This is a genomic window from Burkholderia sp. AU31652 (assembly GCF_002223155.1).
Lineage (GTDB): Bacteria > Pseudomonadota > Gammaproteobacteria > Burkholderiales > Burkholderiaceae > Burkholderia.
This window is the reverse complement of record NZ_NKFG01000004.1, coordinates 226,834-252,775: the sequence shown is the minus strand read 5'-3', so window position 1 is coordinate 252,775 and position 25,942 is coordinate 226,834. Positions and strand designations below refer to the sequence as shown.

Below are 25,942 nucleotides of genomic sequence, written 5' to 3'. Positions count from 1 at the left end.
CTCAGTGCCGGTCGACCCACTTGAGCGCGAACAGGCCGAGCGCGAGATAGATCAGGCCCGGCGTCGCCGCGGTGAGCGGCGCGGGCCACGTGTTCAGCGTGCCGATGTGCGAGAACAGCGTATTGAGAAGCTGGAAGCTCATGCCGAGCATGATGCCGCCGAACACCTTCACGCCGACCACGCCCGCACGCGTGTGCAGGTACGCGAACGGCAGCGACAGCACGAGCATCACGAACACCGCGAACGGATACAGCAGCTTGCGCCACAGCGCGATGTCGTAGCGCTGCGTGTCCTGCTGATTCTCGCGCAAATGCTGGATGTAGCGGAACAGGTTGATGATCGACATGCGATCCGGCGACACGAGCAGCACCGACAGGATCTGCGGCGTCAGGTCCGAGCGCAGCCGGTATTCGGGCAGCGATACCTGCTGCGACCGGTACACGGGGTTCAGCGCATCGGCCGGCTGGCCGCTGATCGGCTTGATCGGCGTCAGCTCGGTTTCGTTGACGCCCTTCAGCAGCCAGTGGCCGGGCGGCTCGTAGCGGCCCGTCTGCGCGATCCGCACGTTGCGCAGCTGGAATTTCGAATCGAATTCGTAGATGCGCACGTTGCTGATCGTCGAGTCGGGCGACAGGCTGCCGACGTTGACGAAGCGCGTGACCTGCTCGCCGTTTTCACGGGCCGCGAGCGTGTCCTTCACCCACACGCCCGACTGGAAGTTCGACGACACCGATGCGCCGAGCGCCTGCAGCCGCACGCGTTCGGACAGCTGGTCGGCGTACGGGCCGACGAATTCGCCGATCAGGTAGGTGATGATCACGAGCGGCACGCCGATCTTCAGCAGCGAGCGCAGCGCCTGGTTGGTCGCGAGGCCCGATACGCGGAAGATCGTGAATTCCGAGTTCGCGGCCATCTGCGCGAACACGTAGATCGCGCTGATCAGCGCGGCGACCGGGATGATTTCGTAGAAGCGCGACGGGGTCTGCAGCGCGACGCGCAGCACCGCGTAGCCGAACTTGTAGTTGCCGTGCCCGACCGAGTTCAGTTCGCTGATCAGGTCGAAGAAGAAGAACAGGCCCGAGAACGCGAACAGGATGAAGACGAACGTGACGTAGATCTGCCGCGCGAAGTACTTTTCATAGAGCCGCATCGATCATGCTCCCGAGCGGCCGAACAGCGCGCGTGTAAACAGCGGACGATTGCGCACGCGCAACCAGAAGATGAACGCGACGATCGCCGCGACGACCAGATGCAGGCCGACGAGACCGACGCCGAACGACATCTTGCCCTGCTCGATCTGCGACTGCACGACGTTCAGCAGGTTCGAGTACGTGAGGTAGATCAGCACGGCCATCACGAGGTTGATCGTGCGGCTGCGTCGCGGGTTCTGGTACGACAGCGGAATGCCGAGCACCATCAGGTTGATCGCGATCAGCGGCAGCCCCGCGCGCCACGCGAATTCCGCGAGGTTGTCGTTCGTCGGGTTGCGCAGCAGGTCCGGCGTCGGCGTGCTGTTGGTGGTCTGCACGTTGGTGACCGGGGTGCTCGTGATCTTCACGCCATAGCGCTCGAACTCCATGATCTTGAAGTTCGGCTGGCCGGGCGTGCCGTCGTAGCGGCGGCCGTCCTCCAGGACGACGAAGCGGCTGCCGTCGCGCGTTTCCGTGTGCCCCGTCTGCGACACGACCACATTGACCTTGCCGTTCTCGGTCGAGGTCACGAACACGTTCTGCACCTTGCTCTGGTCGGGCGTCATCTTCTCGATGAAGAACACGCGGTGGTTCGAGGCCGATTCGCGGAACTGGCCCGGCGCGAGCAGCGAGATCTCGTCGCGCTGCTGGAAGCGCGCCTTGATCATCTTGCTTTGCTGGTTCGACCACGGCCAGCCGACGAACGCGAAGAAGGCGATCAGCAGGATGATCGGCGTGGCGAACACGCCGATCGGCTTGATGAGGCGCGTGAGGCTCACGCCGGACGCGAGCCACACGACCATTTCGGAGTCCCGGTACCACCGGGTCAGCACGAACAGGATCGACACGAACAGCGTGACGACGAGCATCACGGCGAGGTAGCCGATCACGGTGAGGCCGATCAGCACGAGGACGTCCCGCGGATCGATTTCACCGGACGCGGCGTAGCCGACGATGCGGATCATCATCGTCGTGAGCATGATCGTGAGCAGCACCATGAACACGGCGCCAGCCGTATACGCAAGCTCGCGCTGGAGGGAGCGTTCGAAGATCATTCTTGATGAGAAGAGGGCGGGAGGCTGCGCACGCGTGGTGGAGCGCTCGCGCCGCCACGGGAAAAATAGCGGATAATTGCGGCTTTCATCCTTAGCCCAGATTTTATCCGAGGACAAGCGCGATGGACTTTAGCATAAAAGGCTGTGATTGGAGCAAAGGCGAGGCGAAGGGGTTCCTGACCGGGAAGTCCGACTGCATCGTGCTCGGCATCTTCGAGGCGCAGACCCTGTCGGGCGCGGCGCTCGATATCGACACGGCCACCAAGGGGCTGGTTTCGCGCGTGATCAAGGCCGGCGACATGGACGGCAAGCGCGGCAAGACGCTGTTCCTGCACGAAGTGTCGGGCATCGGCGCGTCGCGCGTGCTGCTGGTCGGCCTCGGCAAGCAGGATGCTTTCAATCAGAAAGCCTATAACGATGCCGTGACGGCCGCATGGCGCGCGCTGCTGGCGACCAAGGTCGTCCAGGTCACGTTCACGCTCGCGCAACTGCCGGTCGACGAGCGCAGCTCCGACTGGGGCGTGCGCGCGGCAATCCTCGCGCTGCGCAACGAGACCTACCGCTTCACGCAGATGAAGAGCAAGCCGGAGCCGGCGTCGCACACGCTCAAGCGCGTCGTGTTCAGCGTCGATCCGTCCGACGAAAAGGCCGCGAAGGTCGCGGTCAAGCAGGCCGTCGCGCTCGCGAACGGGATGGATCTCACTCGCGACCTCGGCAACCTGCCGGGCAACGTCTGCACGCCGACCTACCTCGGCAACACCGCGAAGAAGATCGCGAAGGATTGGGGCCTGAAGGCGGAAGTGCTCGGGCTCAAGCAGATCCAGGCGCTGAAGATGGGCTCGTTCCTGTCGGTTGCGCGCGCGTCGGTCGAGCCGCCGCAGTTCATCGTGCTGCACTACCAGGGCGCCGCCGCGAAGGCCGCGCCGGTCGTGCTGGTCGGCAAGGGCATCACGTTCGACACGGGCGGCATCTCGCTGAAGCCGGGCGAGGGCATGGACGAGATGAAGTACGACATGTGCGGCGCGGGTTCCGTGCTGGGCACGATGCGTGCGGTCGCCGAGATGGGCCTGAAGATCAACGTCGTCGCGATCGTGCCGACCTGCGAGAACATGCCGGGCGGCAACGCGACGAAGCCGGGCGACATCGTCACCAGCATGAAGGGCCTGACGATCGAGGTGCTGAACACCGACGCCGAAGGCCGTCTGATCCTGTGCGACGCGCTCACGTATGCCGAGCGCTTCAAGCCGGCCGCCGTGATCGACGTTGCCACGCTGACGGGCGCGTGCGTGATCGCGCTGGGCGGCCACAACAGCGGCCTGTTCTCGACGGACGACGCGCTCGCGGGCGAACTGCTCGACGCGTCGCGCGAAGCGAACGACCCGGCATGGCGCATGCCGCTCGACGACGAGTACCAGGATCAGCTGAAGTCGAACTTCGCGGATCTCGCGAACATCGGCGGGCGCCCGGCCGGCGCCGTGACGGCCGCGTGCTTCCTGTCGCGCTTCACCGAGAGCTATCCGTGGGCCCACCTCGACATCGCGGGCACCGCATGGAAGGGTGGCGCGGCGAAGGGCGCGACGGGCCGTCCGGTGCCGTTGCTCGCGCAGTTCCTGATCGACCGCGCCGGCCAGTGATGGCGGTGTTGACGACGCTGCGGGTACGCGGGCAATGACGCGGATCGATTTCCACTCGAACGTCGGCGATTCGCTCGCGTATGCGTGCCGGCTGCTGCGCAAGGCCTACCTGGCCGGGCAGCCGGTCGTCGTGCTCGCCGAGCCCGCGCGCCTGCGCGCGCTCGACGAGCGGCTCTGGACGTTCTCGCCGCTCGATTTCATCCCGCATTGCGGTGTCGACAGCGAGCACGCAGCCGGCACGCCGATCGTGCTGGCCGCGGATCTCGACCGCGCGCCGCATCATCACGTGCTGCTGAACCTCGGCGCAGCCGTGCCCGCGCAGTTCGCCCGCTTCGAGCGCCTGCTCGAAGTGGTCGGCAATGCGCCGGACGAGCTGGCCGCGGGCCGCGACCGCTACCGGTTCTACCGCGACCGCGGCTACGCGCTGAACAACTACAAGCAGGGCAGCTAGCCGCAACCGTCAACGGAGTGTTCCCGTGACCGAAGCCGATTCATCCTCGATCCCGACGCTGACCGACGTGCTGGTGCCGGGCAAGCCGGTGCCGGCGCGCTCGCCCGCGCCCGACGCGCCGCAGCCGCCCGCCAGCGCGGCGATTCCGGTGCTCACCGACGTGGTCGCGCCGCACGCCGCAGATGCGGCGCCGGCCGAATCCGCGCAAAGTGAGCTTGACCCCGATTCCGTCGTGGTCGAATGCGTGCCGACGCCGCACGTGCCGGCGGTCGAACTGCCGGGCGACGTGGCGACGGCTGTCGCGGCAGCGATGGGCGAGACCGATGCGCCGGCCGAACCCGGCGCCGTGGAGCACGTGGTCGCCGAAGATTCGGCGGCCATGCGCGCGCCGCTGCAATCGTCGCTGGCCGACGCCGATGTGTCGCTACCCGCGTTCGCAGCGGTGGCGCATGAGGCGGTGGGGCATGCGCGTGAAGCGCACCTGCCGGAGGCCGTCGTACCAGTCGCTGCGCGGCAGCCTGAAGCGCAGGCTGCAGCCGGGCTGACGCCGGAAGATGCGCAGCACATCGCCGAGCGCCTGCGCAATCGCCTGACGAACTATCTGACTGGGGAAGGGCGCGACGCGATCGAGGCCCGCTGTCGCGATGCACTGCATGAGCATTCGGCCTGGCTGGTCGGCCAGATCACGCGCGAAGTGGCGCTGGCGCTGGAAACCGAGGTGATGGGCTGGGTCCGCGACGCGGTCGACGAAGAGATCGCACGGCGCCACGCCGGTCATTCCGGCTAAGCAACAGGCGTTTCGCTGAAAAACGGAGTGCGATCCAGTAAGGGCCGGTGAAGTTATCGGCGGGGCACTGCACGGGTTAGTCGGGTATGCCCGCCAGTCGCCGGAATCCGGCAGATTGGCCGTTCGGCCCGGGCGTCCGGTTCAGCGCACCGACAGCACCCATTGCGCGAGCGTGTGGGCTTCGCTGTTCGTCAGTTGCGTATTCGCGGGCATCGGCACGCCGCCCCATACGCCGACGCTGCCTTTCACGATCGACTGGGCAAGGTAATCGACGGCGTCGCCGCGCGGCGCATACTTGCCGGCGATGTCGTGGAACGACGGGCCCATCAGCGGCTTGCCGATCGCGTGGCAGGCCATGCAGTTCTTGCGCTGAGCCAGCGCGAGCCCGTCGGCCTGGTCGGCGCGCGCCGCTGCCCCGCTGCCGATCAGCAAGGTGGCGAGCAGGACGCGCAATATCGAGTGTTTCATGCGGTTCTCCGCCGGCGGGGACGGCCGGCTACATGGTCCGCGCATTATAGAAGCAAAGGGAAAGCGCGTTTTGCGCGTTCCCCCGGCAGCCATGTTTATCGGGGTCGCATGTCTTGACGCGCCCGGATCAACCCGTGACGGCGCCCTGGTTCGCCGGGCGGGCGAGCGCCGCGAATTTCGCGAGCACGCCGCGCGTGTAGCGTGGCGCCGGTTGTTGCCATGCGGCGCGGCGGCGCGCGAGTTCCGCATCATCGACGTTCAGCTGCAGCAGCAGCCGATGCGCGTCGATCGTGATCGAGTCACCCTCTTGCACGAGCGCGATCGTGCCGCCGACGAACGCCTCGGGCGCGACGTGGCCGACCACCATCCCCCAGGTGCCGCCCGAGAAGCGGCCGTCGGTGATGAAGCCGACCGATTCGCCGAGCCCCTTGCCGATGATCGCGGACGTCGGCGCGAGCATTTCCGGCATGCCGGGGCCGCCCTTCGGGCCGAGGTAGCGCAGCACGAGGATGTCGCCGGCGCGAATCCGGTCGCCGAGAATCGCATCCATCGCGCTCTGCTCGTCGTCGAACACGCGTGCCGGGCCCGTGATCACCGGGTTCTTCAGGCCGGTGATCTTCGCGACCGCGCCATCTTCCGCGAGATTGCCCTTCAGGATGGCGAGGTGGCCTTCCTTGTACAGCGCGCGGTCGATCGGGAAGATCACGTCCTGGTCCGCGCGCGGCACGCCCGGCACGTCCTTCAGCTCGTCGGCGAGCGTGCGGCCGGTGATCGTCATGCAGTCGCCGTGCAGCAGCCCCGCGTCGAGCAGGATCTTCAACACCTGCGGAATCCCGCCGGCCCGGTGCAGGTCGGTCGCGACGTACTTGCCCGACGGCTTCAGGTCGCAGATCACGGGCACGCGCTTGCGGATGCGCTCGAAGTCCTCGATCGTCCAGTCGACCTCGGCCGCGTGCGCGATCGCGAGGTAGTGCAGCACTGCATTGGTCGAGCCGCCCGTCGCCATGATCACCGACACCGCGTTCTCGATCGACTCCTTCGTGATGATGTCGCGCGGCTTCAGGTCGCGCTTCACGGCCTCGACGAGCACACGCGCCGATTCGGCGGCCGAATCGACCTTCTCCTGGTCGGGGTTCGCCATCGTCGACGAGTACAGCAGCGACATCCCGAGCGCCTCGAACGACGAGCTCATCGTGTTCGCGGTGTACATTCCGCCGCATGACCCCGACGTCGGGCAGGCGTTCTGCTCGACGCCTTCGAAATCCTCCTGCGACATCCGGCCCGCGGTGAATTCGCCGACCGCCTCGAACGACGACACGATCGTCAGGTCCCGGCCTTTCCAGTTGCCGGGGCGGATCGTGCCGCCATACACGTAGATGCCCGGCACGTTCAGGCGCGCGAGCGCGATCATCCCGCCCGGCATGTTCTTGTCGCAGCCGCCGACCACCACCACGCCGTCCATCCATTGCCCCTGCACGCAGGTCTCGATGCAGTCGGCGATCACCTCGCGCGACACGAGCGAGTACTTCATGCCTTCGGTGCCCATCGACATGCCGTCCGAAATCGTCGGCGTGCCGAAGATCTGCGGGTTCGCATCGGCCGCCTTCACGGCCGCGACGGCCGCGTCCGACAGGCGCTGCAGGCCGGAATTGCACGGCGTGATCGTCGAGTGGCCGTTCGCGATGCCGATCATCGGCTTGTCGAAATCGTCCTTCTGGTAGCCGAGGGCGTAATACATCGAGCGGTTCGGCGAGCGGGCCACGCCTTGCGTGATGTGCTTCGAGCGACGGTTGTAAGCCATGGGGGACTCCATCGTTGTCTGGGCAACGCCGTCGAGCGACGCGCCGGTTTGGATCAATCAAGCATGGAGTGTCCGGATTGGGATGTCCAATATATTATTTGTCGCTTATTAAGTCGTTTTTCGAATGAGAGAGCCATGGCCGATCCGACTCCCGACCTGCGCCAGTGGCGCTATTTCGTGACCGTCGCCGACGAGCGCCATTTCGGCCGCGCGGCCGAACGCCTGTCGATGACGCAGCCGCCGCTGTCGCAGGCGATCCGTGCGCTCGAGGATGCGCTCGGCGTCGCGCTGTTCGCGCGCACCAAGCGCTCGGTGGCGCTGACGGCGGTCGGGGCGGCGCTGCTGCCGGACGTGCGCCGGCTGCTTGCAGCGGCCGATGCGCTGCCGCCGCTGGCGCGACGGCTCGCGCGCGGCGAGGCCGGTTCGCTGTCGCTCGCGTTCGTGTCGACCGCCGATTACGGGCTGCTGCCTGCGCTGCTGCGGGCGTTCGGTGCGCGCTATCCGCAGGTGCGGCTGCAACTCACGGAGGCGACGAGCGACGTGCAGATCGATGAGCTCGTCGCGGGGCGCATCGACGCGGGGCTCGTCATTCCGCCCGTGCCGCCGCGCCACGCGGCCGGGCTGTCGTACCTGCCCGTCATGCGCGAGCCGCTGGTGGTGGCGATGCCGGCCGCGGCGAGCAATGCGCCGGAAGACGAACCCGTGCGTCTCGCCGAGGTTGCCGCGTTGCCGCTCGTGATCTTTCCGCGTCGTCTGGCGCCCGGCTTTTATGACATCATTACGGGCTGCTACGGCGCGGCGGGGGCAACGCCGCACATCGGCCAGGAGGCGATCCAGATGCAGACGATCGTCAGCCTCGTGTCGGCCGGCATGGGCGTCGCACTGGTGCCGCAATCGCTGCGTAACCTGCGTCGCACCGGCGTGGTCTACCGGCCGCTTGCCGATCGCGCGCCGGTCGTCGAGACCGGCCTCGTGTGGCGCACCGGTGACGTGAGCCCCGTGCTGGCCGGCTTCATCGACGTCGTGCGCGCGCAGGGCCTCGCCACGTGACGTGAACGATGACGCGCCGGTGCCGTCCAACGCGCGGTGCGGCGCGTTTGCGACGGCCGTACCGCATTCGAAAACTTCTTCGCTAACCCATGATCATTCACCCGAATTTCGACCCCGTTGCGATCCATCTCGGGCCGCTGGCCGTGCGCTGGTACGGGCTCATGTATCTCGTCGGCTTCATCGCGGCGATCGTCGTCGGCCGGATCCGGCTGAAGCTGCCGCACGTCGCGGCGCAGGGCTGGACCGCGAAGGACATCGACGACATGATGTTCTACGGCGTGCTCGGCACCGTGCTCGGCGGCCGGCTCGGCTATGTGCTGTTCTACAAGGCCGATTTCTACTTCTCGCATCCGCTCGACGTATTCAAGGTGTGGGAAGGCGGCATGTCGTTTCACGGCGGCTTCCTCGGCGTGACGCTCGCGATGATGCTGTTCGCGTGGCAGCGCAAGCGCCACTGGCTGCAGGTCACCGACTTCGTCGCGCCGATGGTGCCGACGGGGCTCGCGGCCGGGCGGCTCGGCAACTTCATCAACGGTGAGCTGTGGGGCCGCGTGACCGATCCTTCGGCACCGTGGGCGATGCTGTTCCCGGGCGCGATGCGCGACGATGCGGCATGGTTGCCGAAGCATCCGGAGCTCGTCGAGAAGTGGCATCTTGCCGACGTGTTCATGCAATACCAACTGCTGCCGCGCCATCCTTCGCAGCTCTATGAAATCGCGCTCGAAGGCATCGCGCTGTTCTTCGCGCTGTTCTTCTTCGCGCGCAAGTCGCGGCCGATGGGCGCCGTGTCCGCGCTGTTCCTGATCGGCTACGGCCTCGCACGCTTCACGGTCGAGTTCGCGCGCGAGCCCGACGACTTCCTCGGCCTGCTCGCCCTCGGCCTGTCGATGGGGCAGTGGCTGTCGCTGCCGATGATTCTCGCGGGTGTCGCGCTGATGGTCTGGGCGTATCGCCGCCGCGCGGCGCATGCTGCTGCGTGATGCGATGTCGATGCACGTGCGATCGGCGCGTGCATCGGCGCCCTGCAGGTCAACGCAAAACGCCGGCCCTCGGGCCGGCGTTTTTCATTTCGGACTGCCGTGCGCTGCGCGTTACTTCATCTGCACGGAGCCGTTGACGGTGACCGACACGGTGGCCTTGCCGCCTTCGACCGCGATCGGCGCGCTCATCTTCGCGCTGTCCATCGGCGCCGCGGCCATCGCCATCATGCGCGGGTACGGCTGTACGTTGCGGCCGCCGCCGACGTTCACGTCGCGGATCGTGTAGCTGCCGTAACCGAATGCCTTCGCGGCTTCGTCGGCGCGGGCGCGGAACGACTTGATCGCTTCGGTCGTCAGCTTTTGCTCGGCCGCGCGCTGCGCTTCGGGCGACAGCGAGAACTCGACGTTCGCGACCTGCATCAGGTTCGACAGCTGGCCCGCAAGCTTCGACGCGGCAGCGAAATCGCGCGATTCGAGCGCCACTTCCGTACGACCGCGCCATGCGGAGATCTTGCCGTCACGATCGGTGCTCGGGTACACGGAGAAGGCGCCCGTGTGTGCGGTGACGCCCGATACGCCCTTCGCCTGCGACAGCGCTGCATCGGCGCGCTGGTTCAACTGCGCGGTGAGGCTGCCCGGATCCTTGGCCTGCTGCTCGTAGAACAGCGTGATGTGGATGATGTCCTGCGGCACGTCCGCGCTGGCCTGCGACGACAGCGACAGCACGCCTGCCGGCTCCGGAAAGTGCGGGTTCGCGGTTTGCGCGTGCGCGGCGGTCGACGCGAGCGTCAGCGCGGCGGGAACGGCGGCGGCAAGGGCGAGCGACAGCGCGAGTGCGGATTTCTTGGTCATTGTTGGACTCCTTGTGCGAGGGCGTGCACGCGGATTGCGCGTGCACGACGCGGGCGTACCGCGCGACGAAAAAACGACAGCCGGCCTGATCGGCCGACAGCGGTTGCTTAGGCCGCGCGACAGTGCCGCGAGTTCCGTTGCGGCAGTGCGGACTGACCGGATTTGACCTTTGGCGTGCGCCTACTTCATCAGCTTTTCGGTGATGAAGCGCCATTCGGCGCGCGTGACCGGCGTGATCGACAGCCGGTTGCCGCGCGCGAGCACGCGCATGTCGGCGAGTTCGTCGTGTTCGCGCAGCGCCGCAAGCGGCACGAGCGGTGATTTTTTCACGTAGCGCACGTCGACGAGCAGCCAGCGCGGTGCTTCCTGAGTCGACTTCGGGTCGTAATAGGGGCTTTTCGGATCAAACTGCGTGGGGTCGGGGTAGGGCGTCGACGACACTTCGGCGAGGCCCGCGATGCCCGGCTCGGGGCAGCTCGAGTGATAGAACAGCACGCCGTCGCCGATCTTCATCGTGTCGCGCATGAAATTGCGCGCCTGATAGTTGCGCACGCCGGTCCACGGCAGCGTGCGCTGCGGTGCGTTGGCGAGATCGTCGATGCTTGCTTCGTCCGGTTCGGACTTCATCAGCCAGTATTGCATGGATCGTGATCGACGCAGAAAGAGGCTGCTACAAAAGAAAACGGCACCGGGCTTCGCCCGATGCCGTTGGATAGGCCCCCGCCTTGGCCGCTAGGCCGGCATCCTGAACCTGAGGTTCAGAATTGGTCGCAGTTAGCAGCACTTCGGGTACATCAGACAGAGTGACGCGCGCGCCCGTGCTACAAATTTCCGCAACCGTGCACATGGCATTGGTTCAAGGAATATATGACCTTGGCGAACCAGGCAGGGAAGCTGACTGAACTGTGATTCGATGCGCCAATTTGACCACCGTTGATCGCCGAGATCAAGGGGAATCGACGCATCGATTAAAACGTTACTGCGTCTCGTGCTGTGCGAGCACCGCGCCGAGCTGTTCGTTCATCTGGTGCATTGTACGACGGATTTCCTCCGCCGGAAATGCTTCACCGTGCCGCACGCTCGTTTGCAGCCGCAGCAATTCGGACGCGAGCGACAGCGCCGCCATCACGGCGATGCGATCGGTGCCGCGTACCGAGCTGTTCGAGCGGATTTTCGACATTTCGGCGTCGACGCGTGCGACCGCTTCGAGCAGCGCCGCTTCGGTCTCGGCCGAGCAGGCGAGCCGATAGGCCTGGCCGAGAATCGAGACTTCGATCTGCTTGGTGCTCATGCATGTTCTCCATGGCTGGCCGCGTCATCGCCATCCGTACGCGCCTGCGCATCCAGCAGGTCGAGCTGGTTGTCGGCTTGCTCCGCATTTTTCGAGCGCGGCAGCTTTTCGAGAATCGCGTTCAGTTTCACCTGGGCGTCGTCGATCTTTGCCGACAGCGTGTCACGCTCGGCCGCAAGCGCATTGCGTTCATCGCGCAGTTGCGCGAGTTCCGTGCGGACAGCGTCCGCATCCGCGCGCAATTGCGCGACCTGCTCCTCGAGCGCGAGCCGTTCCGCGTGATAGCGCTTGTTCAGCGAAATCAGACGGCCAATATTTTGAGATAGGGTTTCGAGTTCGTTGAGCATTTGCTGCGTCCTCTAAAGACCCAGCATTTTAGCGCGGAATAACGCGCAATCCGACATCTGTAACGTTTCCAGTCGTAACACCCCTGCTTCTTGCCGCGAATCGGCGCGTCCCGTGCGTGTCCGGAGGCTTCCTTGACGCTCGCGCGACCCGCTCCTAAACTGGCGCCGCCTCGGTGCTCGCGCGTGGAACGCGCGGTTAAACGGGAAGCAGGGCGCGGGCGCCGGAAGCCCGCCAACCTGCGCTGCCCCCGCAACGGTAAGCGGCCGCGTCTCGTGACGCAGGCCGGCTCGGGCGCGTTTCGCGTGCAGATCCTGCATGCGGACGCGGGCCACTGCGCGTCATCGCGCGGGAAGGCGAGCCGGACCGCCGCCAGCCCGGATACCGGCCGAGACGGGGAGCCCGCACGGGCTTCGTGACGCGCGGCCTGCGGGGAGGCGGGGCGCGCAATGCTTCACGGAATCTTCTTCGATGCTGACCCCAATCGTCCGCGCGACGCTCAAATCACGACCGGTCCGCTGCCGCAAGCGGGTGTGCCGCACGTCGTGTGCGGCGCCGTGCGCGGCATGAGCGCCGCGCGCGCCACCGCGATCTGGGCCGCGCTGGCTGCGGCAGTCGCGCTGCTGTTCGTCGCGTCGCTGTCGATCGGCAGCGTGCCGATGTCGCCATGGCAGGCGCTCGCGTCGCTCGTGCCGCATGGCGGCGACGCGCTGTTCGCCGATATCGTCCGCACGCTGCGCCTGCCACGCGCGCTCGCGGGCTTCGCATGCGGCGCGCTGCTCGCGCTGGCCGGCGCACTGCTGCAGGTACTGTTGCGCAATCCGCTCGCGGAGCCGTACGTGCTCGGCGTGTCGGGCGGCGCGGCCGGCTTCGCGCTCGTCGCGATGATCGCGGGTGGCGCGTGGTGGCTCGTCGATGCGTCGGCGTTCGCCGGTTCGCTCGTGTCGGTCGCCCTCGTGCTCGGTCTCGCACGCCGCGAGCTGGGGCGCGGCGATTCGCGCGACGCGTCGCCGCGTTTGCTGCTCACCGGCGTCGTGATCGCGGCCGGGTGGGGCGCGCTCGTCACGCTGCTGCTGTCGCTTGCACCCGACGCACGGCTGCGCGGGATCATCTTCTGGCTGACCGGCGACCTGAACGGCGTGGCCGCGCCGTGGTTCGCGTGGGGGGCGCTGTTGCTGGCCGCCTGCGTCGCGCTGCCGGTCGCGCCGCAACTGAACGTGCTGCTGCGCGGCGACGCGACCGCACTCGCGCTCGGCGTGCCCGTTGCGCGCCTGCGCGTGCGGATCTATCTCATCGCGTCGCTGGCCGCCGCAGCCGCGGTGACGACGGCCGGCACGATCGGTTTCGTCGGCCTCGTCGTGCCGCATGCGCTGCGGCTCGCCTTCGGCAACGACCAGCGAATGCTGCTGCCCGCCGCGATGCTCGCGGGCGGCGGCGGCGTGATGGCGGCCGACCTGCTCGCACGCACCGTGATCGCGCCCGCGCAACTGCCGGTCGGCGTGATGACCGCGCTGATCGGCGTGCCGGTGTTCCTGTGGATGTTGTTGAGGAGACCGATGCGATGACGGGGGCCGCACTGCACGCCACGGCCGGCGACTTGAACTACGCGGCCGTCGGCCTGACGCTGAAGGCCGGCGCGCGTACGCTGCTCGACGGCTTCACCCAGGTGTTTCGGCCCGGCGAGATCTGGTGCGTCGCCGGGCCGAACGGCGCGGGCAAGACGACGCTGCTCGCGACACTCGCGGGGCTGCAGCCGCCGGCCGGCGGACACGTCGAGATCGATGGCCGGCCGCTTGCCGCATGGCCACCCGAGCAGCTCGCGCAGCGTCGCGCGCTGATGCCGCAGCAATTGCACGACGCATTCAGCGCGACCGTGTTCGACACGGTGCTGCTCAACCGCTTTCCGTATCTCGGCGGCTGGGGTTGGGAACGCGACGGCGACCACGCGGCCGCGCGCGACGCGCTGGCGACGTTCGACCTGACCGCGCTCGCGTCGCGTGACGTGCTGTCGCTGTCGGGCGGCGAGCGGCAGCGCGTCGCGCTGGCCGCGACGCTGTGCCAGGACGCACCGTTGATGCTGCTCGACGAGCCGCTCGCGCATCTCGACCTGCATCACCAGATCGATTGCCTGACCGCGCTGGCCGCATGGCTCGACGCGGGCCCGCGCACGGTGCTGTTCTCGTGCCATGATCTGAATCTCGCGCGGCGTTTCGCGACGCATGCGCTGTTGCTCGACGGCCGCGGCCATGCGTGGGCCGGCCCCGTGCACGACGTGCTGACGCCCGAGCGCGCGAGCGATGCGTTCGGCTATCCGCTCGTGCTGATCCGCGAGAACGGCCGCGATGCGCTGCTGCCGGCGTGGCCCGAGCGACAATGACCTTTTCTTTTCCGATGCGCGGCGCACACCGCGCCAACGACACGGCTTTTCGATGACGACCCCGACCCCCTTCCCGCCCGCGATCGCGCCGCTCGACGAGGTGCTGCGCAAGCGCCTGCAGCACGTGATCGACCACAAGACCAAGCCGCCCGGCAGTCTCGGCCAGCTCGAGGCGGTCGCGTTGCAGATCGGCCTGATCCAGCACACCGAGCGGCCGGTCGTGCAGCGTCCCGTGATGATCGTGTTTGCCGGCGATCACGGGATTGCCGCCGAGGGCGTGAGTCCGTATCCGCAAGCGGTGACCGCGCAGATGGTCGCGAACTTCCTCGCCGGCGGCGCGGCGATCAACGCGTTCTCGGGCGTCGCGCAGAGCACGCTCGAGATCGTCGATGCGGGGGTTGCGTCACCGCTGCCGCTGTCCGGCCGGCTGGTGTCGCTGCCGGTCGCACGCGGGACGCGCAACTTCGCGGCAGAGCCGGCGATGACGCGCGACGAGGCGATGACGGCGCTCGCGGCCGGCGCGGCGCGCGTGCGCCTGCATGCGTCGCTCGGCACGAACGTGATCGGCTTCGGCGAGATGGGGATCGCGAACACGTCGTCGGCCGCGTGCCTGATGAGCCGCCTGCTCGGCGTGCCGATCGACGCGTGCGTCGGGCGCGGCACGGGCCTCGACGACCAGGGCCTCGCGCACAAGCGCGCGGTGCTCGGCCGTGCGCTCGTCAAGCACTCGCACGCGATCGCGCCGCTCGATGTGCTCGCGACGTTCGGCGGCTTCGAGATCGCGATGATGACGGGCGCGTATCTCGCGGCCGCGAGCGAGCGGATGACGATCCTCGTCGACGGCTTCATCGCGACGGCCGCGCTGCTGGTTGCCGAGCGCATCGCGCCCGGCGTGCGCGACTACTGCGTGTTCTCGCATACGTCGCACGAGGCCGGGCACCGGCGCATGCTCGAGCATTTCGGCGCGAAGCCGCTGCTCGCGCTGGACCTGCGGCTCGGCGAAGGCACGGGCGCCGCGCTCGCGCTGCCGCTCGTGCGGGCGGCCGCCGCCTTCCTCACGGAGATGGCGAGCTTCGAGTCCGCCGGCGTCGACAATCGTGACGCCTGATCGCGCGCGCGGCGTGCGGGCCGAACTGCGCTACTTCTTCGTCGCGCTCGGCTATTTCACGCGGGTGCCCGTGCCGCGCGCGATCGGCTACGCGGCCGGCGATCTCGACCAGGCCGCGCGCTATTTCCCGCTCGTTGGCGCATGCGTGGGCGCGTGGGGTGCGCTCGTCTATCTTGCTGCGCTGCGCGCGCTGCCGCCGTCGATCGCGGTCGGGCTGTCGATGGCCGCGACGCTGCTCGCGACGGGCGCCTTCCACGAGGATGGCCTGGCCGACAGCTGCGATGCATTCGGCGGCGGCTATACGCGCGACGACGTGCTGCGCATCATGCACGACTCGCGGATCGGCACGTTCGGTGCGGTCGCGCTCGTGATCTCACTCGGCGTGAAATGGCAGGCGCTCGCGTCCATGCTGCCGTTGCGTGCCGCGTGGACGATGATCGCCGCGCACGCGGCGAGCCGAGCGGCGGCGGTGAGCCTGCTGATGACGCTCGACTACGTGCGGCCCGAAGGCAAGGCGAAGCCGGTTGCGCAACGGATGGGTGCACGCGCGGCGTGCGTCGCGGCACTGTTCGGATTGCCCTGGCTATTCTGGCCCGACTGGCGCATGGGTGTCGCCGCATGCGTTGCGCTCGTGCTCGTGCGCGCGTGGGCCGCCCGCTACTTCGTGAAGCGGATCGGCGGCTATACCGGCGACTGTCTCGGCTTCACGCAGCAACTGTGCGAACTGGCGATCTATCTCGTGGTGCTCGGATGGACGTCGTCCTGATCCGTCATCCGGCCGTCGGCATCGAGCCGGGCATCTGCTACGGACGCAGCGACGTGCCGCTCGCCACGCCGGCCGAGGCCGGGGCGAAGGTGGTGCGTACGCATCTGTCTGCTATCGGCGCGCCGCTCCCCGAACAGGTCTGGACGAGCCCGCTGATGCGCTGCGCATCGGTGGCCGAACGGCTCGCGCAGGCATGCGACGTGCCGCTGCGGCGCGACGCGGACTGGCAGGAAATGGATTTCGGCGCGTGGGAAATGCGGCGCTGGGACGATATCGATCGCGCGGCGCTCGATGCGTGGGCGGCCGACCTGATGCATGCGTGCGCGCATGGCGGCGAAAGCGTCGCGCGGTTTGCCGCGCGGGTTGCGCGGCGAGCCGACGCAGTGGCGCAGTTCGTCCGGCCGCAGTGGGTCGTCACGCATGCGGGCGTGATCCGTGCGTTTGCATCGCATGTATTGCGCGTGCCGCTCGACACATTGCTGTCGCGCCCCGTACCGACAGGGGGTGTCGTCTGGCTGCGCGCGGATGCTGCCGCGCGAACGTGGGACGTGATGCACTGGGACGCATAGGTGCGCTGGCCACTGCATGTGAACGACGCAGCGCGCGGTCAGTTCGTCTCAGGCATCCGGCACGCGATGACCGCGGACGTCGCCGGAAATCAGCGCGCCGCCCGCCGCGCACGCGCGGCATCGAGATCCTCGCACAGCGCGGCCGCGCCCTGCGCGATCCGCGGCGACGGCCGTGTCAGCAGATCGCCGTCGATCGCGAACAGGTTGTTGCGTGCCACGGCCGTCAGTGCGGGCCACGTGCGCCAGCGCGCCAGGCTCGGCAGCGGTTCGTCGGAGCGCGTCGTACCCGCACGGGTCGTCACGATCGCCTCCGGATTCGCCGCGAGCACGGCCTCGTCGGTGACGGTCGGCACGAGCGGCTTGAGCGAGCCGAACACGTTGCGGCCGCCGCACAGCTCGATCACGTCGTTGATCAGGTGCGCACCGTTGAGCGTCATCAGCGGCCGATCCCAGACCTGGAAGAACATCGTGACGGGCGCTCGCGTCGAGTAACGCGTGCGCAGTGCCGCGATGTCGCGCGTATAGGCAGCCGCGGCCGCATCGGCAGCCGGTTGCGTGCCGAGCAGCGTGCCGAGCCGGCGCAGCGATGACGCGACGTCGTCGAGATGCTTCGGTTCGCTGAAGAACAGCGGGATGTGCAGCGCGCGCAGCGCATCAGTCTGCCGCTCGGCATTGCCGTGTCGCCAGACGACGATCAGGTCGGGCTTCAGCGCGGCGATCCGCTCGAGATCGAGCGCCTTGTTGTCGCCGACGCGCGGTATCGCTTGCGCCGCGGGCGGATAGTCGCTGTACGTGACGGTGCCGACGAGCTTCGCGCCGCCGCCGGCCGCGTAGACGAGTTCGGTCGCGTGCGGCGCGAGACTGATCACGCGCTGCGCGGGTGCCGGCAGCGTGATGGTGTTGCCGGCGTCGTCACGCGTCGTGACATCGGCGTGGACGCGTGGCGCGTAAGCAAACGCAGCCAATAGCGCGATTGGCGCGAGCCGGTGAAACATGCGTGAACTCATGCGGATTCCCGTTGCAGCGTCGGCACGCAGTGCGCGAGCGCGTCGCCGAGGCGCTGCCATTCCGCTTCGCTCCCCGGCAAGCCGACGCGTACGCTCGACGGTGTCGGGAAGTGCCGCGTCCAGACCCCGCGTGCGGCGAGTGCCGCATGCAGTGCCGCGGCGCGCGGGTCGTCGGTCCAGCTGAAGAGCGGGGTCGCCCGAACCGAGAAGCCGTGCGCGCGCAGCAAGGCGGCCAGCCGTTCGCCGTCGGCCGCGAGCCGTTCGCGGGCGGCGGCCTGCCATGCGCGGTCGGCGAACGCCGCGGCGACCGCGTGGCGGGCAGGGCCGCCGACCGTCCATGCGCCGAGCATGTCGCGCAGCGCGACGATCCGGTCAGGACAGGCGAGCACGAAGCCTGCGCGGATGCCGGCGAGCCCGAAGAACTTGCCGATCGAACGCAGCACGATGAGCCCGGGGCGATCGACGTGCGGCGCGAGCGACCGCGTCGCGCCCGTATCGGCGAATGCCTCGTCGACGATCAGCGTGCCCCCGCGCGCGGCCAGTTGCACGTGCCAATCGAGCAGGCGCTCGGCCGACAAGAACTCGGCGGTCGGATTGTTCGGATTCCCGACGATGACGTGACGCAGCGTCGCAGGCAGCGTATCCGCGTTGATGTCGAGCGCGACGACGCGATGGCCGTGGCGCGCGAAGGCGGGCGCGTATTCGCCGTACGCGAGCGCCGCGACGCCGGCGTCGCCGGTCGGCAGCAACGCGGGCAACGCGCGGATCGCAGCCTGGCTGCCGGCAACCGGCAGCACGTGTGCGGGATCGGGCGCGTGGTAGTACTGTGCGGCGCAGGCCGCGAGGCCGTCGCCGTCGTCGGGCAGCCGGCGCCATGCGTCGGCCGGGACGGGCGGCACCGGATAGCCGACCGGATTGATGCCGGTCGACAGGTCGAGCCACGCGTCGTACGGAATGCCGTGGCGGCGCGCGGCTTCATGCAGGTTGCCGCCGTGTGCGATGCGGGTGTCAGACATGATGGGTGGCCATGGCGAGGGCGCCGCTCGCGACCAGCAGCGCGAGCCACAGGGCGAGCGTGCGCGTGACGAGCGACAGCGCGGCGACGATGTGGACGGCGGTCGCCGTGGCGCCGGTGCCGAGCGCGGGACGATCCTCGATCTCGCCGTGATAGACGGCCGGGCCGCCGAGCTGCACGTTCAGGCTGCCGGCGCCGGCGGCCATCACCGGGCCCGCGTTCGGGCTGTCCCAGTGGCGCGCCTGCGTGCGCCAGCAGCGCCATGCGGCGGCCGTGTCGCCGAGCAGTGCGTAGCTTGCGGCCGTGAGGCGCGCGGGAATCCAGTTCAGCGCGTCGTCGAGGCGCGCGGCGGCCCAGCCGAAGGTCAGGAAGCGCGGCGTGCGGTAGCCCCACATCGCGTCGAGCGTGTTCGCGAGCCGGAACAGCAGCGCGCCGGGGCCGCCCGCGACGACGAACCAGAACAGCGCGCCGAAGATCGCGTCGTTGCCGTTCTCGAGCGCGGATTCGACGGCTGCGCGCGACAGCGCGCCTTCGTCCGCGTCGCTCGTGTCGCGCGACACGATGCGCGCGGTCAGCGCGCGGGCGGCGCCGAGGTCATGCCGCAGCAACGCGGCAGCGATCGGCGCGACGTGGTCGGCGAGGCTTTTCGCGCCGAGCGCGAACCACAGCAGCGCGATATGCAGCGCGGCCGCGAGCGGCCACGGCAGCACGGTCGTGAGCCATGTCGCGATGGCGACCGGCGGCACGACCGCCGCGACCCAGGCGGCGACGCCGATCACGCGGCCGCGCCGGCCCGTGTTCAGCGCGCCTTCGATGCGCGCTGCGAGGCGGCCGAACGCGACGAGCGGGTGCCAGCCGGCTGGTTCGCCGATCGCGCGGTCGATGATCGCGGCCGCGACCGCGAACATCGCGACGACGGGCAGCGTCAGCATCAGCATGACGGTGCTCCGGTCTTGAGGTCGAGCGGCAGCCCGGCGACGAGCAGCGTCACGCGTGTCGCGAGCGCGGCGACGCGCTGGTTCAGGCGCCCGAGCTCGTCGACGTAGCGGCGCGTGACCGACCCGAGCGGCACGACGCCGAGCCCGATTTCGTTACTGACGACGATCACCTTCGCGCGCGCGCCGCGCAACGCGTGCTCGAGCCGCTCGACCTGCGCCGCGTACTGCGCATCGTCGAGCGGTTCGCCGTCGGCGGGACACAGCAGGTTCGTGAGCCACAGCGTGAGGCAGTCGACGAGCAGGCATGCGTGCGGATCGTCGAGCCGCGCGAGCGTGCCGGCAAGATCGACGGGCGCGTCGGCGAAACCCCAGTCGGCCGGCCGGCGCGCGCGATGGTGCGCGATGCGCTTCGCGAACTCGGCATCGGCGGCGGTTGCGGTCGCGATGTAGGTGACGGGGAGGCCGCTGTCGGCGGCGAGCCGCTCGGCATGTGCGCTCTTGCCCGAGCGCGCGCCGCCGAGGACGAAGGTGAGGTCGTGCGGAATCATCGCGTGATTGTAACGGCGCGGGCAGGGCGGCGCGGGGGATAATGCGGCCTTTGCTTCGCGACGACCTTTACACGATGAATGCACCCGAGCCGCGGCCGCGCGGCACGCTGATGATCCAGGGCACGACGTCCGACGCGGGCAAGAGCACGCTGGTTGCCGGCCTGTGCCGGCTTGCCCGCCGCGCCGGCGCGCGCGTTGCGCCGTTCAAGCCGCAGAACATGGCGCTCAACAGCGCGGTGACGGCCGACGGCGGCGAGATCGGCCGCGCGCAGGCGCTGCAGGCGCTGGCCGCGGGCGTCGCGCCGCATACGGATTTCAACCCCGTGCTGCTGAAGCCGACGAGCGATCGCGGCGCGCAGGTGATCATCCACGGCAAGGCGCGCATGAACCTCAATGCGCGTGCGTACCACGACTACAAGCCGGTCGCGTTCGACGCGGTGCTCGAGTCGTACGCGCGCCTGCGCGCCGGCTACGACACGGTGATCGTCGAAGGCGCGGGTAGCCCGGCCGAGATCAACCTGCGCGACGGCGACATCGCGAACATGGGATTTGCCGAACGTGTCGACTGCCCGGTCGTGCTGGTCGCCGACATCGACCGCGGCGGCGTGTTCGCGCATCTGGTCGGCACGCTCGCGTGCCTGTCGGACAGCGAGCGCGCGCGCGTGCGCGGCTTCGTGATCAACCGCTTCCGCGGCGATTTCAAGCTGCTCGAACCGGGGCTCGACTGGCTGCGCGCGCAAACGGGCAAGCCGGTGTTCGGCGTGCTGCCGTACCTGCACGGCCTGCTGCTCGACGCCGAGGACATGCTGCCCGCCCAGGCGCGCAGCGCCGCCGCACGGGGCGATGCCGGCGTGCTGCGCGTCGTCGTGCCGGCGCTGCCGCGCATCAGCAACCACACCGATTTCGATCCGCTGCGTGCGCATCCGCAGGTCGAATTCACGTACTGGAAGAGCGGCCCCGTGCCGGACGCCGACCTATTGATCCTGCCCGGTTCGAAGAGCGTGCAGCGCGATCTCGCGTGGCTGCGCGACGCGGGCTGGGACACGCTGATCCGTCGCCACCTGCGCTATGGCGGCAAGGTGATCGGCATCTGCGGCGGGATGCAGATGCTCGGGCGCACGCTCGACGATCCGCTCGGCCTCGAAGGCGCGCCCGGCAGCGTGCCGGGGCTCGGGCTGCTCGATTTCGACACGACGCTGCAGCCCGACAAGACGCTGAAGAACGTGGCGGGGCAGCTCGCGCTGCCGGGCGGGGCCGCGGTGCGCGGCTACGAGATCCACATGGGCGATACGCACGGGCCTGCACTCGCGTCGCCCGCGCTGGCGCTGGCCGCCGACGCCGCGCGGGACGGCACACGCCCCGACGGCGCGGTGTCCGACGACGGCCAGATCCTCGCGACCTACGTGCACGGGCTGTTCGACTCGCCCGACGCCTGCACGGCGCTGCTCGCATGGGCCGGGCTCGACGGCGCGGAGCGCATCGACTATCCGGCGCTGCGCGAGGCATCGCTCGAACGGCTGGCCGACACGTTTGCCGACCATCTCGACCTCGACGCGCTGTACGCCGAGTTTCGTTGACGCGAGGCCGGCCCGTACTCGCTTTTTCCGCCGGATCGCGTACAACACAGAAGGGCGGAGGTCCGCCTGGAGGAGTGCGACGATGAAGGCTCGATGGTGGTGGAGCGTGCTGCTCGCGGCGCTGCTGGGCGCGTCGGCGGTGGCGCACGCGTGCGATTCGTCCGCACCGGGCGGCAGCCAGTCCGGTTCCGGCGACGCCACACAAGGCAAGAGCGGTTACTGAGGCAGGTGGCGGGGCATGATCGGTCATGCCCCTTTTTACGCCCCGATTAACTCCATATAGGAATCAGTTAAAGCGAAGTGGCGAGTTTATCGGTCGAATTGATTCGAATAGAGTGCGATCCATTCACACCACTCACGAAGGAATTCGCCATGAACCCCAATCGCCTCAACGATTTCGCCGCGACCCTGCTGCGCGTCGCGCTCGGCGTGTTGTATCTCGCGCACGTCGCGCAGAAGGTGTTCGTCTTCACGCTGCCCGGCACCGCGCAGTTCTTTGCGTCGATCGGCCTGCCGGGCTGGCTCGCGTACCTGACGACGTTCATCGAACTGGCCGGCGGCCTGGCGCTGCTCGCGGGCTTCCGCGTGCGCGTCGCCGCACTCGTGCTGCTGCCGTTCATGCTCGGCGCAACCGCTACGCATTTGCCGAACGGCTGGAGCTTTGCGTCACCGCACGGCGGCTGGGAATATCCGGCGTTCTGGGCCGTCACGCTTGCCGTGCAGGCGCTGCTGGGCGGCGGCGCGTTCGCGCTCGGCGCACGGGAGGCCGCGGTTCAGCGCGTGTAAGGGGTAAGTCAGCGCACCCGGGGCGGCGCAACCCGTTCCGGTGACCCCCCGTTTGCCGATATCATCGCTCCCTGTATCCGCAATCGAGCGGCGCCTGCCAGGCGGCGGGCGCCGCGCGGCTTTTTCGGGGGAATTCATGACGGTGATCGTGGTGGCGAATCCGAAGGGCGGCGTGGGGAAGAGCACGCTGTCCACCAATCTTGCCGGCTTTTTCGCGGCGCAGGGCGCGTGGGTCGCGCTCGCCGACCTGGACCGGCAGCAGTCCGCGCATGCGTGGCTCGACCTGCGGCCGGCCGGATTGCCGCCGATCGAGGCATGGGAACTCGACCCGGACGCGCCGACGAAGCCGCCGCGCGGCCTCGAATATGCGGTGATCGATACGCCGGCCGGCCTGCATGGCAACCGGCTCAACGTCGCGCTGCAACTGGCCGACAAGGTGATCGTGCCGCTGCAGCCGTCGATGTTCGATATCCTGGCCACGCAGCAGTTTCTGGAGCGCCTCGCCGACGAGAAGGCCGTGCGCAAGGGCAACGTCGAGGTCGGGATCGTCGGGATGCGGGTCGATGCGCGCACGCGCTCGTCCGACCAGCTTCACCGCTTCGTCGAAGGGCTCGGCCTGCCGGTGCTCGGCTACGTGCGCGACACGCAGAACTACGTGCAGATCGCCGCGCACGGCCTGACGCTGTGGGACGTCGCGAAGAGCCGCGTCGAGAAGGATCTCGAGCAATGGCGGCCGATCGTCGAATGGGCCGAACGCCGGGCGCCGAAGGCAGGGAAGACGGAGAAGGCCGCCAAGGCGTCCTGATCGCGTGGCCGCCGGGGCGGCGCACGATGAAATGAGAAAGGGCCGGATGCCGTCGAGTACGGCATCCGGCCCTTCGACCACAAGCGGCACCGCCGCGCCCGCGCGCCGCGGCACGCGGGCAGGCGGTCAGGTCAGGTCCAGTTCTGCGTCGGCACGTGATCGCGGTGGCCCTTGATCTTGTTGCCGTCGTCCATGAACACGAGCTTCGGCTTCCAGCCGGCCTGCAGCTCGGCTTCGTCGACCATCGCGAAGGCCGCGATGATCACGAGGTCGCCGAGTTGCGCGCGACGCGCGGCCGAGCCGTTCAGCGAGATCATCCCGCTGCCGCGCTCACCCTTGATCGCGTAAGTCGAGAAGCGCTCGCCGTTGTTGATGTTCCAGATGTCGATCCGTTCGTTCTCGATGATGCCCGAGGCGTCGAGCAGGTCTTCGTCGATCGCGCACGAGCCTTCGTAGTGCAGCTCGCAGTGCGTGACGGTCGCACGGTGGATCTTCGATTTGAGCATGTGGCGCTGCATGGTGTCTCCGTGATGCGTGAGAGGCGCGGGCGGGGCGGCCCGTCAGATTTCCAGGTTGTCGATGAGGCGCGTCGCGCCGAGCTTCGCGGCGGCGACGACGACGAGCGGTTCGCCGGCTTCGAGCTGGGCCGCGTCCGGCGCGATCAGGTTCGCGCGGCGGCGGATCGAGATGTAGTCGGGCGCCCAGCCGCGGCCGGCCAGATGCGTGCGGGCCAGTTCCTCAAGCTTGCCGAGGTCGCGCTCGCCACCGAGCACGCTTTCGCGGATGCGCTGCAGCGTCTTCGCGAGTTCGGGCGCTTCGCCGCGCTCGTCGGCCGACAGGTAGCGATTGCGCGACGACAGCGCGAGGCCGTCCTCGTCGCGCACGGTTTCGGCGGCGATGATGTCGACCGGCAGCGCGAGCTGCTGGCACATGCGGCGCACGATCATCAGCTGCTGGTAGTCCTTCTTGCCGAACACGGCGACGCGCGGCTGCACGCAGGCCATCAGCTTCGCCACGACCGTGCACACGCCGGTGAAGAAGCCGGGCCGGAATTCCCCTTCCAGGATCCCGCCGAGATCGTCCGGGGGCAGCACGCGGTATTCCTGCGGTTCCGGGTACATGTCGCGCTCGGTCGGCGCGAACAGCACGTAGACGTTTTCCTTCTGCAGCTTCTCGATATCGTCCTGGAGCGTGCGCGGATACTTGTCGAAATCCTCGTTCGGGCCGAATTGCAGCCGGTTGACGAAGATGCTCGCCACGACCGGGTCGCCGTGCTGGCGCGCGAGGCGCATCAGCGACAGGTGCCCTTCGTGCAGGTTGCCCATCGTCGGCACGAACGCCGTGCGGTTCTGTCCGCGCAGCTGGTCGCGCAGTTCATGGATCGAGCTGATGACTTTCATGATCGGGTAGCGGGTTCCTCGCGCTGGCGCGCGTTGGCGCCGCAGCAGCGGCGTCGGGGTCGAAGCGGAGAACGCCGGCGCGCGGGCGGCGCATCGGGCGTCGGCGGATTGTAGAGGATTTGGCCGCCAAACGCATCGAAAAAAGAACGGTCGTTCACTTTTTAATCGGGCGTGCCGGCAACCATGCGCGCGGCCGCACCGGACTGCGGCGTAGCGGCGAGCGTGCCGGGATGAAGCGGGAGAACGGGAAGGGCGGGCGCGGGTGTTACGCGGGCAGGTACGCGAGACGCACGTAGATCGGCGCGAACGGCTCGGCCTGCGTGATTTCGAGGAGCGACTCGCGCGCGAGTTCGAGCATCGCGATGAAATTCACGACGACGACCGGCACGCCGCGCGACGTGTCGAACAGCTCGGCGAACTCCATGAAGCGCGCGTTCTGCAGCCGGCGCAGGATCAGGCTCATGTGCTCGCGCACCGACAGCTCCTCGCGCGAGATCTTGTGGTGCTGGACGAGCTTCGCGCGCTTGAGCACGTCGGCCCATGCGGCGCGCAGGTCGTCCGAATTCACGTCGGGGAAGCGCGGCGTGACGCTTTGCTCGATGTAGACCTCGGCGCGCAGGAAGTCGCGGCCGAGCTGCGGCAGCTGGTCGAGCCGCTGCGCGGCGAGCTTCATCTGCTCGTATTCGAGCAGGCGGCGCACGAGTTCGGCGCGCGGATCCTCGGCTTCCTCGCCGGTGTCGGCCTTCTTGACCGGCAGCAGCATCCGCGACTTGATCTCGATCAGCATCGCGGCCATCAGCAGGTACTCGGCCGCCAGCTCGAGGTTCGACGTGCGGATCTGGTCGACGTAGCCCAGGTATTGCGCGGTGACCTGCGCCATCGGGATGTCGAGCACGTTGAAGTTCTGCTTGCGGATCAGGTAGAGCAGCAGGTCGAGCGGGCCTTCGAAGGTCTCGAGGAAGACCTCGAGCGCATCGGGCGGGATGTAGAGATCCTGCGGCAGCTTGAAGAGCGGCTCGCCGTACAGGCGAGCGAATGCCGCGACGCCGTCGACCGTGTCGGGCGTCGAATCGGCGCCCGCGGGCGCGGCGATCGCGTCGTCCTGCCGGGCGGCGCTGGCCTCGTCGGCGGCGCTCACGTCG

General features: G+C 68.5%; 29 protein-coding genes, 1 other RNA gene and 1 riboswitch. Of the genes, 14 read left to right on the top strand and 16 right to left on the bottom strand.

Annotated features, from left to right (window positions below):
* Nucleotide 1: 1 nt before the first annotated feature.
* Together lptG and lptF are read right to left on the bottom strand one after the other, a co-directional pair.
* Nucleotides 2-1,150 carry an LPS export ABC transporter permease LptG gene (gene lptG / locus CFB40_RS13520; protein WP_089426122.1) on the bottom strand — a complete coding sequence of 383 codons (1,149 nt, stop codon included), beginning with the start codon at nucleotides 1,148-1,150 and terminating at the stop codon, nucleotides 2-4.
* A 3-nt stretch (nucleotides 1,151-1,153) separates the two neighbouring features.
* The gene (gene lptF / locus CFB40_RS13515; RefSeq protein ID WP_089426121.1) at nucleotides 1,154-2,245 is read right to left on the bottom strand and encodes an LPS export ABC transporter permease LptF; all 1,092 of its coding nucleotides are present in this window, start codon (nucleotides 2,243-2,245) and stop codon (nucleotides 1,154-1,156) included.
* A 122-nt stretch (nucleotides 2,246-2,367) separates the two neighbouring features.
* Here lptF and CFB40_RS13510 point away from each other — a divergent pair, with 122 nt between their 5' ends.
* The 3 genes from CFB40_RS13510 to CFB40_RS13500 are packed head-to-tail and all read left to right on the top strand — an operon-like array spanning nucleotide 2,368 to nucleotide 5,117.
* Entirely contained in the window at nucleotides 2,368-3,879 is a 1,512-nt protein-coding gene (locus CFB40_RS13510; protein ID WP_089426120.1) for a leucyl aminopeptidase, read from the top strand.
* A 34-nt stretch (nucleotides 3,880-3,913) separates the two neighbouring features.
* Nucleotides 3,914-4,330 (top strand): DNA polymerase III subunit chi, encoded by a 417-nt coding sequence (locus tag CFB40_RS13505; protein ID WP_039368072.1) that lies wholly within the window; start codon nucleotides 3,914-3,916, stop codon nucleotides 4,328-4,330.
* A 25-nt stretch (nucleotides 4,331-4,355) separates the two neighbouring features.
* The gene (locus CFB40_RS13500; protein ID WP_089431582.1) at nucleotides 4,356-5,117 is read left to right on the top strand and encodes a DUF2486 family protein; all 762 of its coding nucleotides are present in this window, start codon (nucleotides 4,356-4,358) and stop codon (nucleotides 5,115-5,117) included.
* A gap of 141 nt (nucleotides 5,118-5,258) precedes the next feature.
* Here CFB40_RS13500 and CFB40_RS13495 read toward each other — a convergent pair whose 3' ends face one another.
* Nucleotides 5,259-5,585: a c-type cytochrome gene (locus CFB40_RS13495; RefSeq protein ID WP_089426118.1), complete on the bottom strand. Its 327-nt coding sequence runs from the start codon at nucleotides 5,583-5,585 to the stop codon at nucleotides 5,259-5,261.
* 127 nt (nucleotides 5,586-5,712) lie between these two features.
* Entirely contained in the window at nucleotides 5,713-7,386 is a 1,674-nt protein-coding gene (gene ilvD, locus CFB40_RS13490; RefSeq protein ID WP_089431581.1) for a dihydroxy-acid dehydratase, read from the bottom strand.
* A gap of 135 nt (nucleotides 7,387-7,521) precedes the next feature.
* Here ilvD and CFB40_RS13485 point away from each other — a divergent pair, with 135 nt between their 5' ends.
* Both CFB40_RS13485 and lgt read left to right on the top strand, forming a co-directional pair.
* Nucleotides 7,522-8,436: a LysR substrate-binding domain-containing protein gene (locus CFB40_RS13485; RefSeq protein WP_089426116.1), complete on the top strand. Its 915-nt coding sequence runs from the start codon at nucleotides 7,522-7,524 to the stop codon at nucleotides 8,434-8,436.
* A gap of 89 nt (nucleotides 8,437-8,525) precedes the next feature.
* Nucleotides 8,526-9,416: a prolipoprotein diacylglyceryl transferase gene (lgt, locus tag CFB40_RS13480; protein ID WP_089426115.1), complete on the top strand. Its 891-nt coding sequence runs from the start codon at nucleotides 8,526-8,528 to the stop codon at nucleotides 9,414-9,416.
* Nucleotides 9,417-9,527: 111 nt separating this feature from the next.
* On the opposite strand, the gene CFB40_RS13475 is transcribed toward lgt, so the two are convergent.
* The 5 genes from CFB40_RS13475 to CFB40_RS13455 all read right to left on the bottom strand — a co-directional run bounded on the left by CFB40_RS13475 (nucleotide 9,528) and on the right by CFB40_RS13455 (nucleotide 11,906).
* A complete protein-coding gene (locus tag CFB40_RS13475; protein WP_089426114.1) occupies nucleotides 9,528-10,268 on the bottom strand; it encodes an SIMPL domain-containing protein in 741 nt (246 codons plus the stop codon).
* A 180-nt stretch (nucleotides 10,269-10,448) separates the two neighbouring features.
* On the bottom strand, nucleotides 10,449-10,910 hold the full coding sequence (locus tag CFB40_RS13470; protein ID WP_089426113.1) for an EVE domain-containing protein: 462 nt from the start codon (nucleotides 10,908-10,910) through the stop codon (nucleotides 10,449-10,451).
* A gap of 71 nt (nucleotides 10,911-10,981) precedes the next feature.
* Nucleotides 10,982-11,163: non-coding RNA, 6S RNA (gene ssrS / locus CFB40_RS13465), on the bottom strand.
* Between the two features lie 81 nt (nucleotides 11,164-11,244).
* Nucleotides 11,245-11,559, bottom strand: a complete 315-nt coding sequence (locus tag CFB40_RS13460) for a cell division protein ZapA (RefSeq protein WP_011352906.1) — start codon at nucleotides 11,557-11,559, stop codon at nucleotides 11,245-11,247.
* The gene (locus CFB40_RS13455; RefSeq protein ID WP_089426112.1) at nucleotides 11,556-11,906 is read right to left on the bottom strand and encodes an ATPase; all 351 of its coding nucleotides are present in this window, start codon (nucleotides 11,904-11,906) and stop codon (nucleotides 11,556-11,558) included. Before CFB40_RS13455 ends, CFB40_RS13460 begins: the two co-directional genes overlap by 4 nt.
* A gap of 154 nt (nucleotides 11,907-12,060) precedes the next feature.
* Nucleotides 12,061-12,311: riboswitch (cobalamin riboswitch) on the top strand.
* Between the two features lie 42 nt (nucleotides 12,312-12,353).
* Here CFB40_RS13455 and CFB40_RS13450 point away from each other — a divergent pair.
* The 5 genes from CFB40_RS13450 to cobC are packed head-to-tail and all read left to right on the top strand — an operon-like array spanning nucleotide 12,354 to nucleotide 16,724.
* Entirely contained in the window at nucleotides 12,354-13,469 is a 1,116-nt protein-coding gene (locus CFB40_RS13450; protein ID WP_089426111.1) for a FecCD family ABC transporter permease, read from the top strand.
* Entirely contained in the window at nucleotides 13,466-14,281 is an 816-nt protein-coding gene (locus CFB40_RS13445; RefSeq protein WP_089431580.1) for an ABC transporter ATP-binding protein, read from the top strand. Before CFB40_RS13450 ends, CFB40_RS13445 begins: the two co-directional genes overlap by 4 nt.
* A gap of 52 nt (nucleotides 14,282-14,333) precedes the next feature.
* Nucleotides 14,334-15,389, top strand: a complete 1,056-nt coding sequence (gene cobT, locus CFB40_RS13440) for a nicotinate-nucleotide--dimethylbenzimidazole phosphoribosyltransferase (RefSeq protein WP_089431879.1) — start codon at nucleotides 14,334-14,336, stop codon at nucleotides 15,387-15,389.
* Entirely contained in the window at nucleotides 15,379-16,155 is a 777-nt protein-coding gene (locus CFB40_RS13435) for an adenosylcobinamide-GDP ribazoletransferase (RefSeq protein WP_089431579.1), read from the top strand. Before cobT ends, CFB40_RS13435 begins: the two co-directional genes overlap by 11 nt.
* Nucleotides 16,140-16,724 carry an alpha-ribazole phosphatase gene (gene cobC / locus CFB40_RS13430; RefSeq protein WP_089426108.1) on the top strand — a complete coding sequence of 195 codons (585 nt, stop codon included), beginning with the start codon at nucleotides 16,140-16,142 and terminating at the stop codon, nucleotides 16,722-16,724. The genes CFB40_RS13435 and cobC overlap by 16 nt, the downstream gene beginning before the upstream one ends.
* A gap of 89 nt (nucleotides 16,725-16,813) precedes the next feature.
* Here the strand turns inward: cobC and CFB40_RS13425 are convergent, their stop codons facing one another.
* From CFB40_RS13425 to cobU, 4 genes are read right to left on the bottom strand one after another with little or no spacing between them, the layout of a single operon-like run.
* Complete coding sequence (locus tag CFB40_RS13425; protein WP_089431578.1) at nucleotides 16,814-17,731, bottom strand: cobalamin-binding protein; 918 nt, start codon at nucleotides 17,729-17,731, stop codon at nucleotides 16,814-16,816.
* On the bottom strand, nucleotides 17,728-18,747 hold the full coding sequence (gene cobD / locus CFB40_RS13420; RefSeq protein WP_089431577.1) for a threonine-phosphate decarboxylase CobD: 1,020 nt from the start codon (nucleotides 18,745-18,747) through the stop codon (nucleotides 17,728-17,730). The genes CFB40_RS13425 and cobD overlap by 4 nt, the downstream gene beginning before the upstream one ends.
* Nucleotides 18,740-19,684, bottom strand: a complete 945-nt coding sequence (gene cbiB, locus CFB40_RS13415; protein ID WP_089431576.1) for an adenosylcobinamide-phosphate synthase CbiB — start codon at nucleotides 19,682-19,684, stop codon at nucleotides 18,740-18,742. The genes cobD and cbiB overlap by 8 nt, the downstream gene beginning before the upstream one ends.
* A complete protein-coding gene (gene cobU, locus CFB40_RS13410) occupies nucleotides 19,678-20,232 on the bottom strand; it encodes a bifunctional adenosylcobinamide kinase/adenosylcobinamide-phosphate guanylyltransferase (protein ID WP_089431575.1) in 555 nt (184 codons plus the stop codon). The genes cbiB and cobU overlap by 7 nt, the downstream gene beginning before the upstream one ends.
* 74 nt (nucleotides 20,233-20,306) lie before the next feature.
* Here cobU and CFB40_RS13405 point away from each other — a divergent pair, with 74 nt between their 5' ends.
* From CFB40_RS13405 to CFB40_RS13395, 4 genes are all read left to right on the top strand, one after another.
* The gene (locus CFB40_RS13405; RefSeq protein ID WP_089426103.1) at nucleotides 20,307-21,809 is read left to right on the top strand and encodes a cobyric acid synthase; all 1,503 of its coding nucleotides are present in this window, start codon (nucleotides 20,307-20,309) and stop codon (nucleotides 21,807-21,809) included.
* An 82-nt stretch (nucleotides 21,810-21,891) separates the two neighbouring features.
* Nucleotides 21,892-22,032 (top strand): hypothetical protein, encoded by a 141-nt coding sequence (locus tag CFB40_RS38635; protein WP_174975942.1) that lies wholly within the window; start codon nucleotides 21,892-21,894, stop codon nucleotides 22,030-22,032.
* 149 nt (nucleotides 22,033-22,181) lie between these two features.
* Entirely contained in the window at nucleotides 22,182-22,595 is a 414-nt protein-coding gene (locus CFB40_RS13400; protein ID WP_089431574.1) for a DoxX family protein, read from the top strand.
* A 136-nt stretch (nucleotides 22,596-22,731) separates the two neighbouring features.
* A complete protein-coding gene (locus CFB40_RS13395) occupies nucleotides 22,732-23,400 on the top strand; it encodes a ParA family protein (protein ID WP_089426101.1) in 669 nt (222 codons plus the stop codon).
* A gap of 131 nt (nucleotides 23,401-23,531) precedes the next feature.
* Here the strand turns inward: CFB40_RS13395 and panD are convergent, their stop codons facing one another.
* The 3 genes from panD to CFB40_RS13380 all read right to left on the bottom strand — a co-directional run bounded on the left by panD (nucleotide 23,532) and on the right by CFB40_RS13380 (nucleotide 25,938).
* Complete coding sequence (gene panD / locus CFB40_RS13390; protein ID WP_089431573.1) at nucleotides 23,532-23,918, bottom strand: aspartate 1-decarboxylase; 387 nt, start codon at nucleotides 23,916-23,918, stop codon at nucleotides 23,532-23,534.
* Between the two features lie 42 nt (nucleotides 23,919-23,960).
* The gene (gene panC / locus CFB40_RS13385; RefSeq protein ID WP_089431572.1) at nucleotides 23,961-24,800 is read right to left on the bottom strand and encodes a pantoate--beta-alanine ligase; all 840 of its coding nucleotides are present in this window, start codon (nucleotides 24,798-24,800) and stop codon (nucleotides 23,961-23,963) included.
* Between the two features lie 265 nt (nucleotides 24,801-25,065).
* Nucleotides 25,066-25,938, bottom strand: coding sequence for a segregation and condensation protein A (locus CFB40_RS13380; RefSeq protein WP_021164248.1), 873 nt, complete (start codon nucleotides 25,936-25,938; stop codon nucleotides 25,066-25,068).
* Nucleotides 25,939-25,942 lie beyond the last annotated feature (4 nt).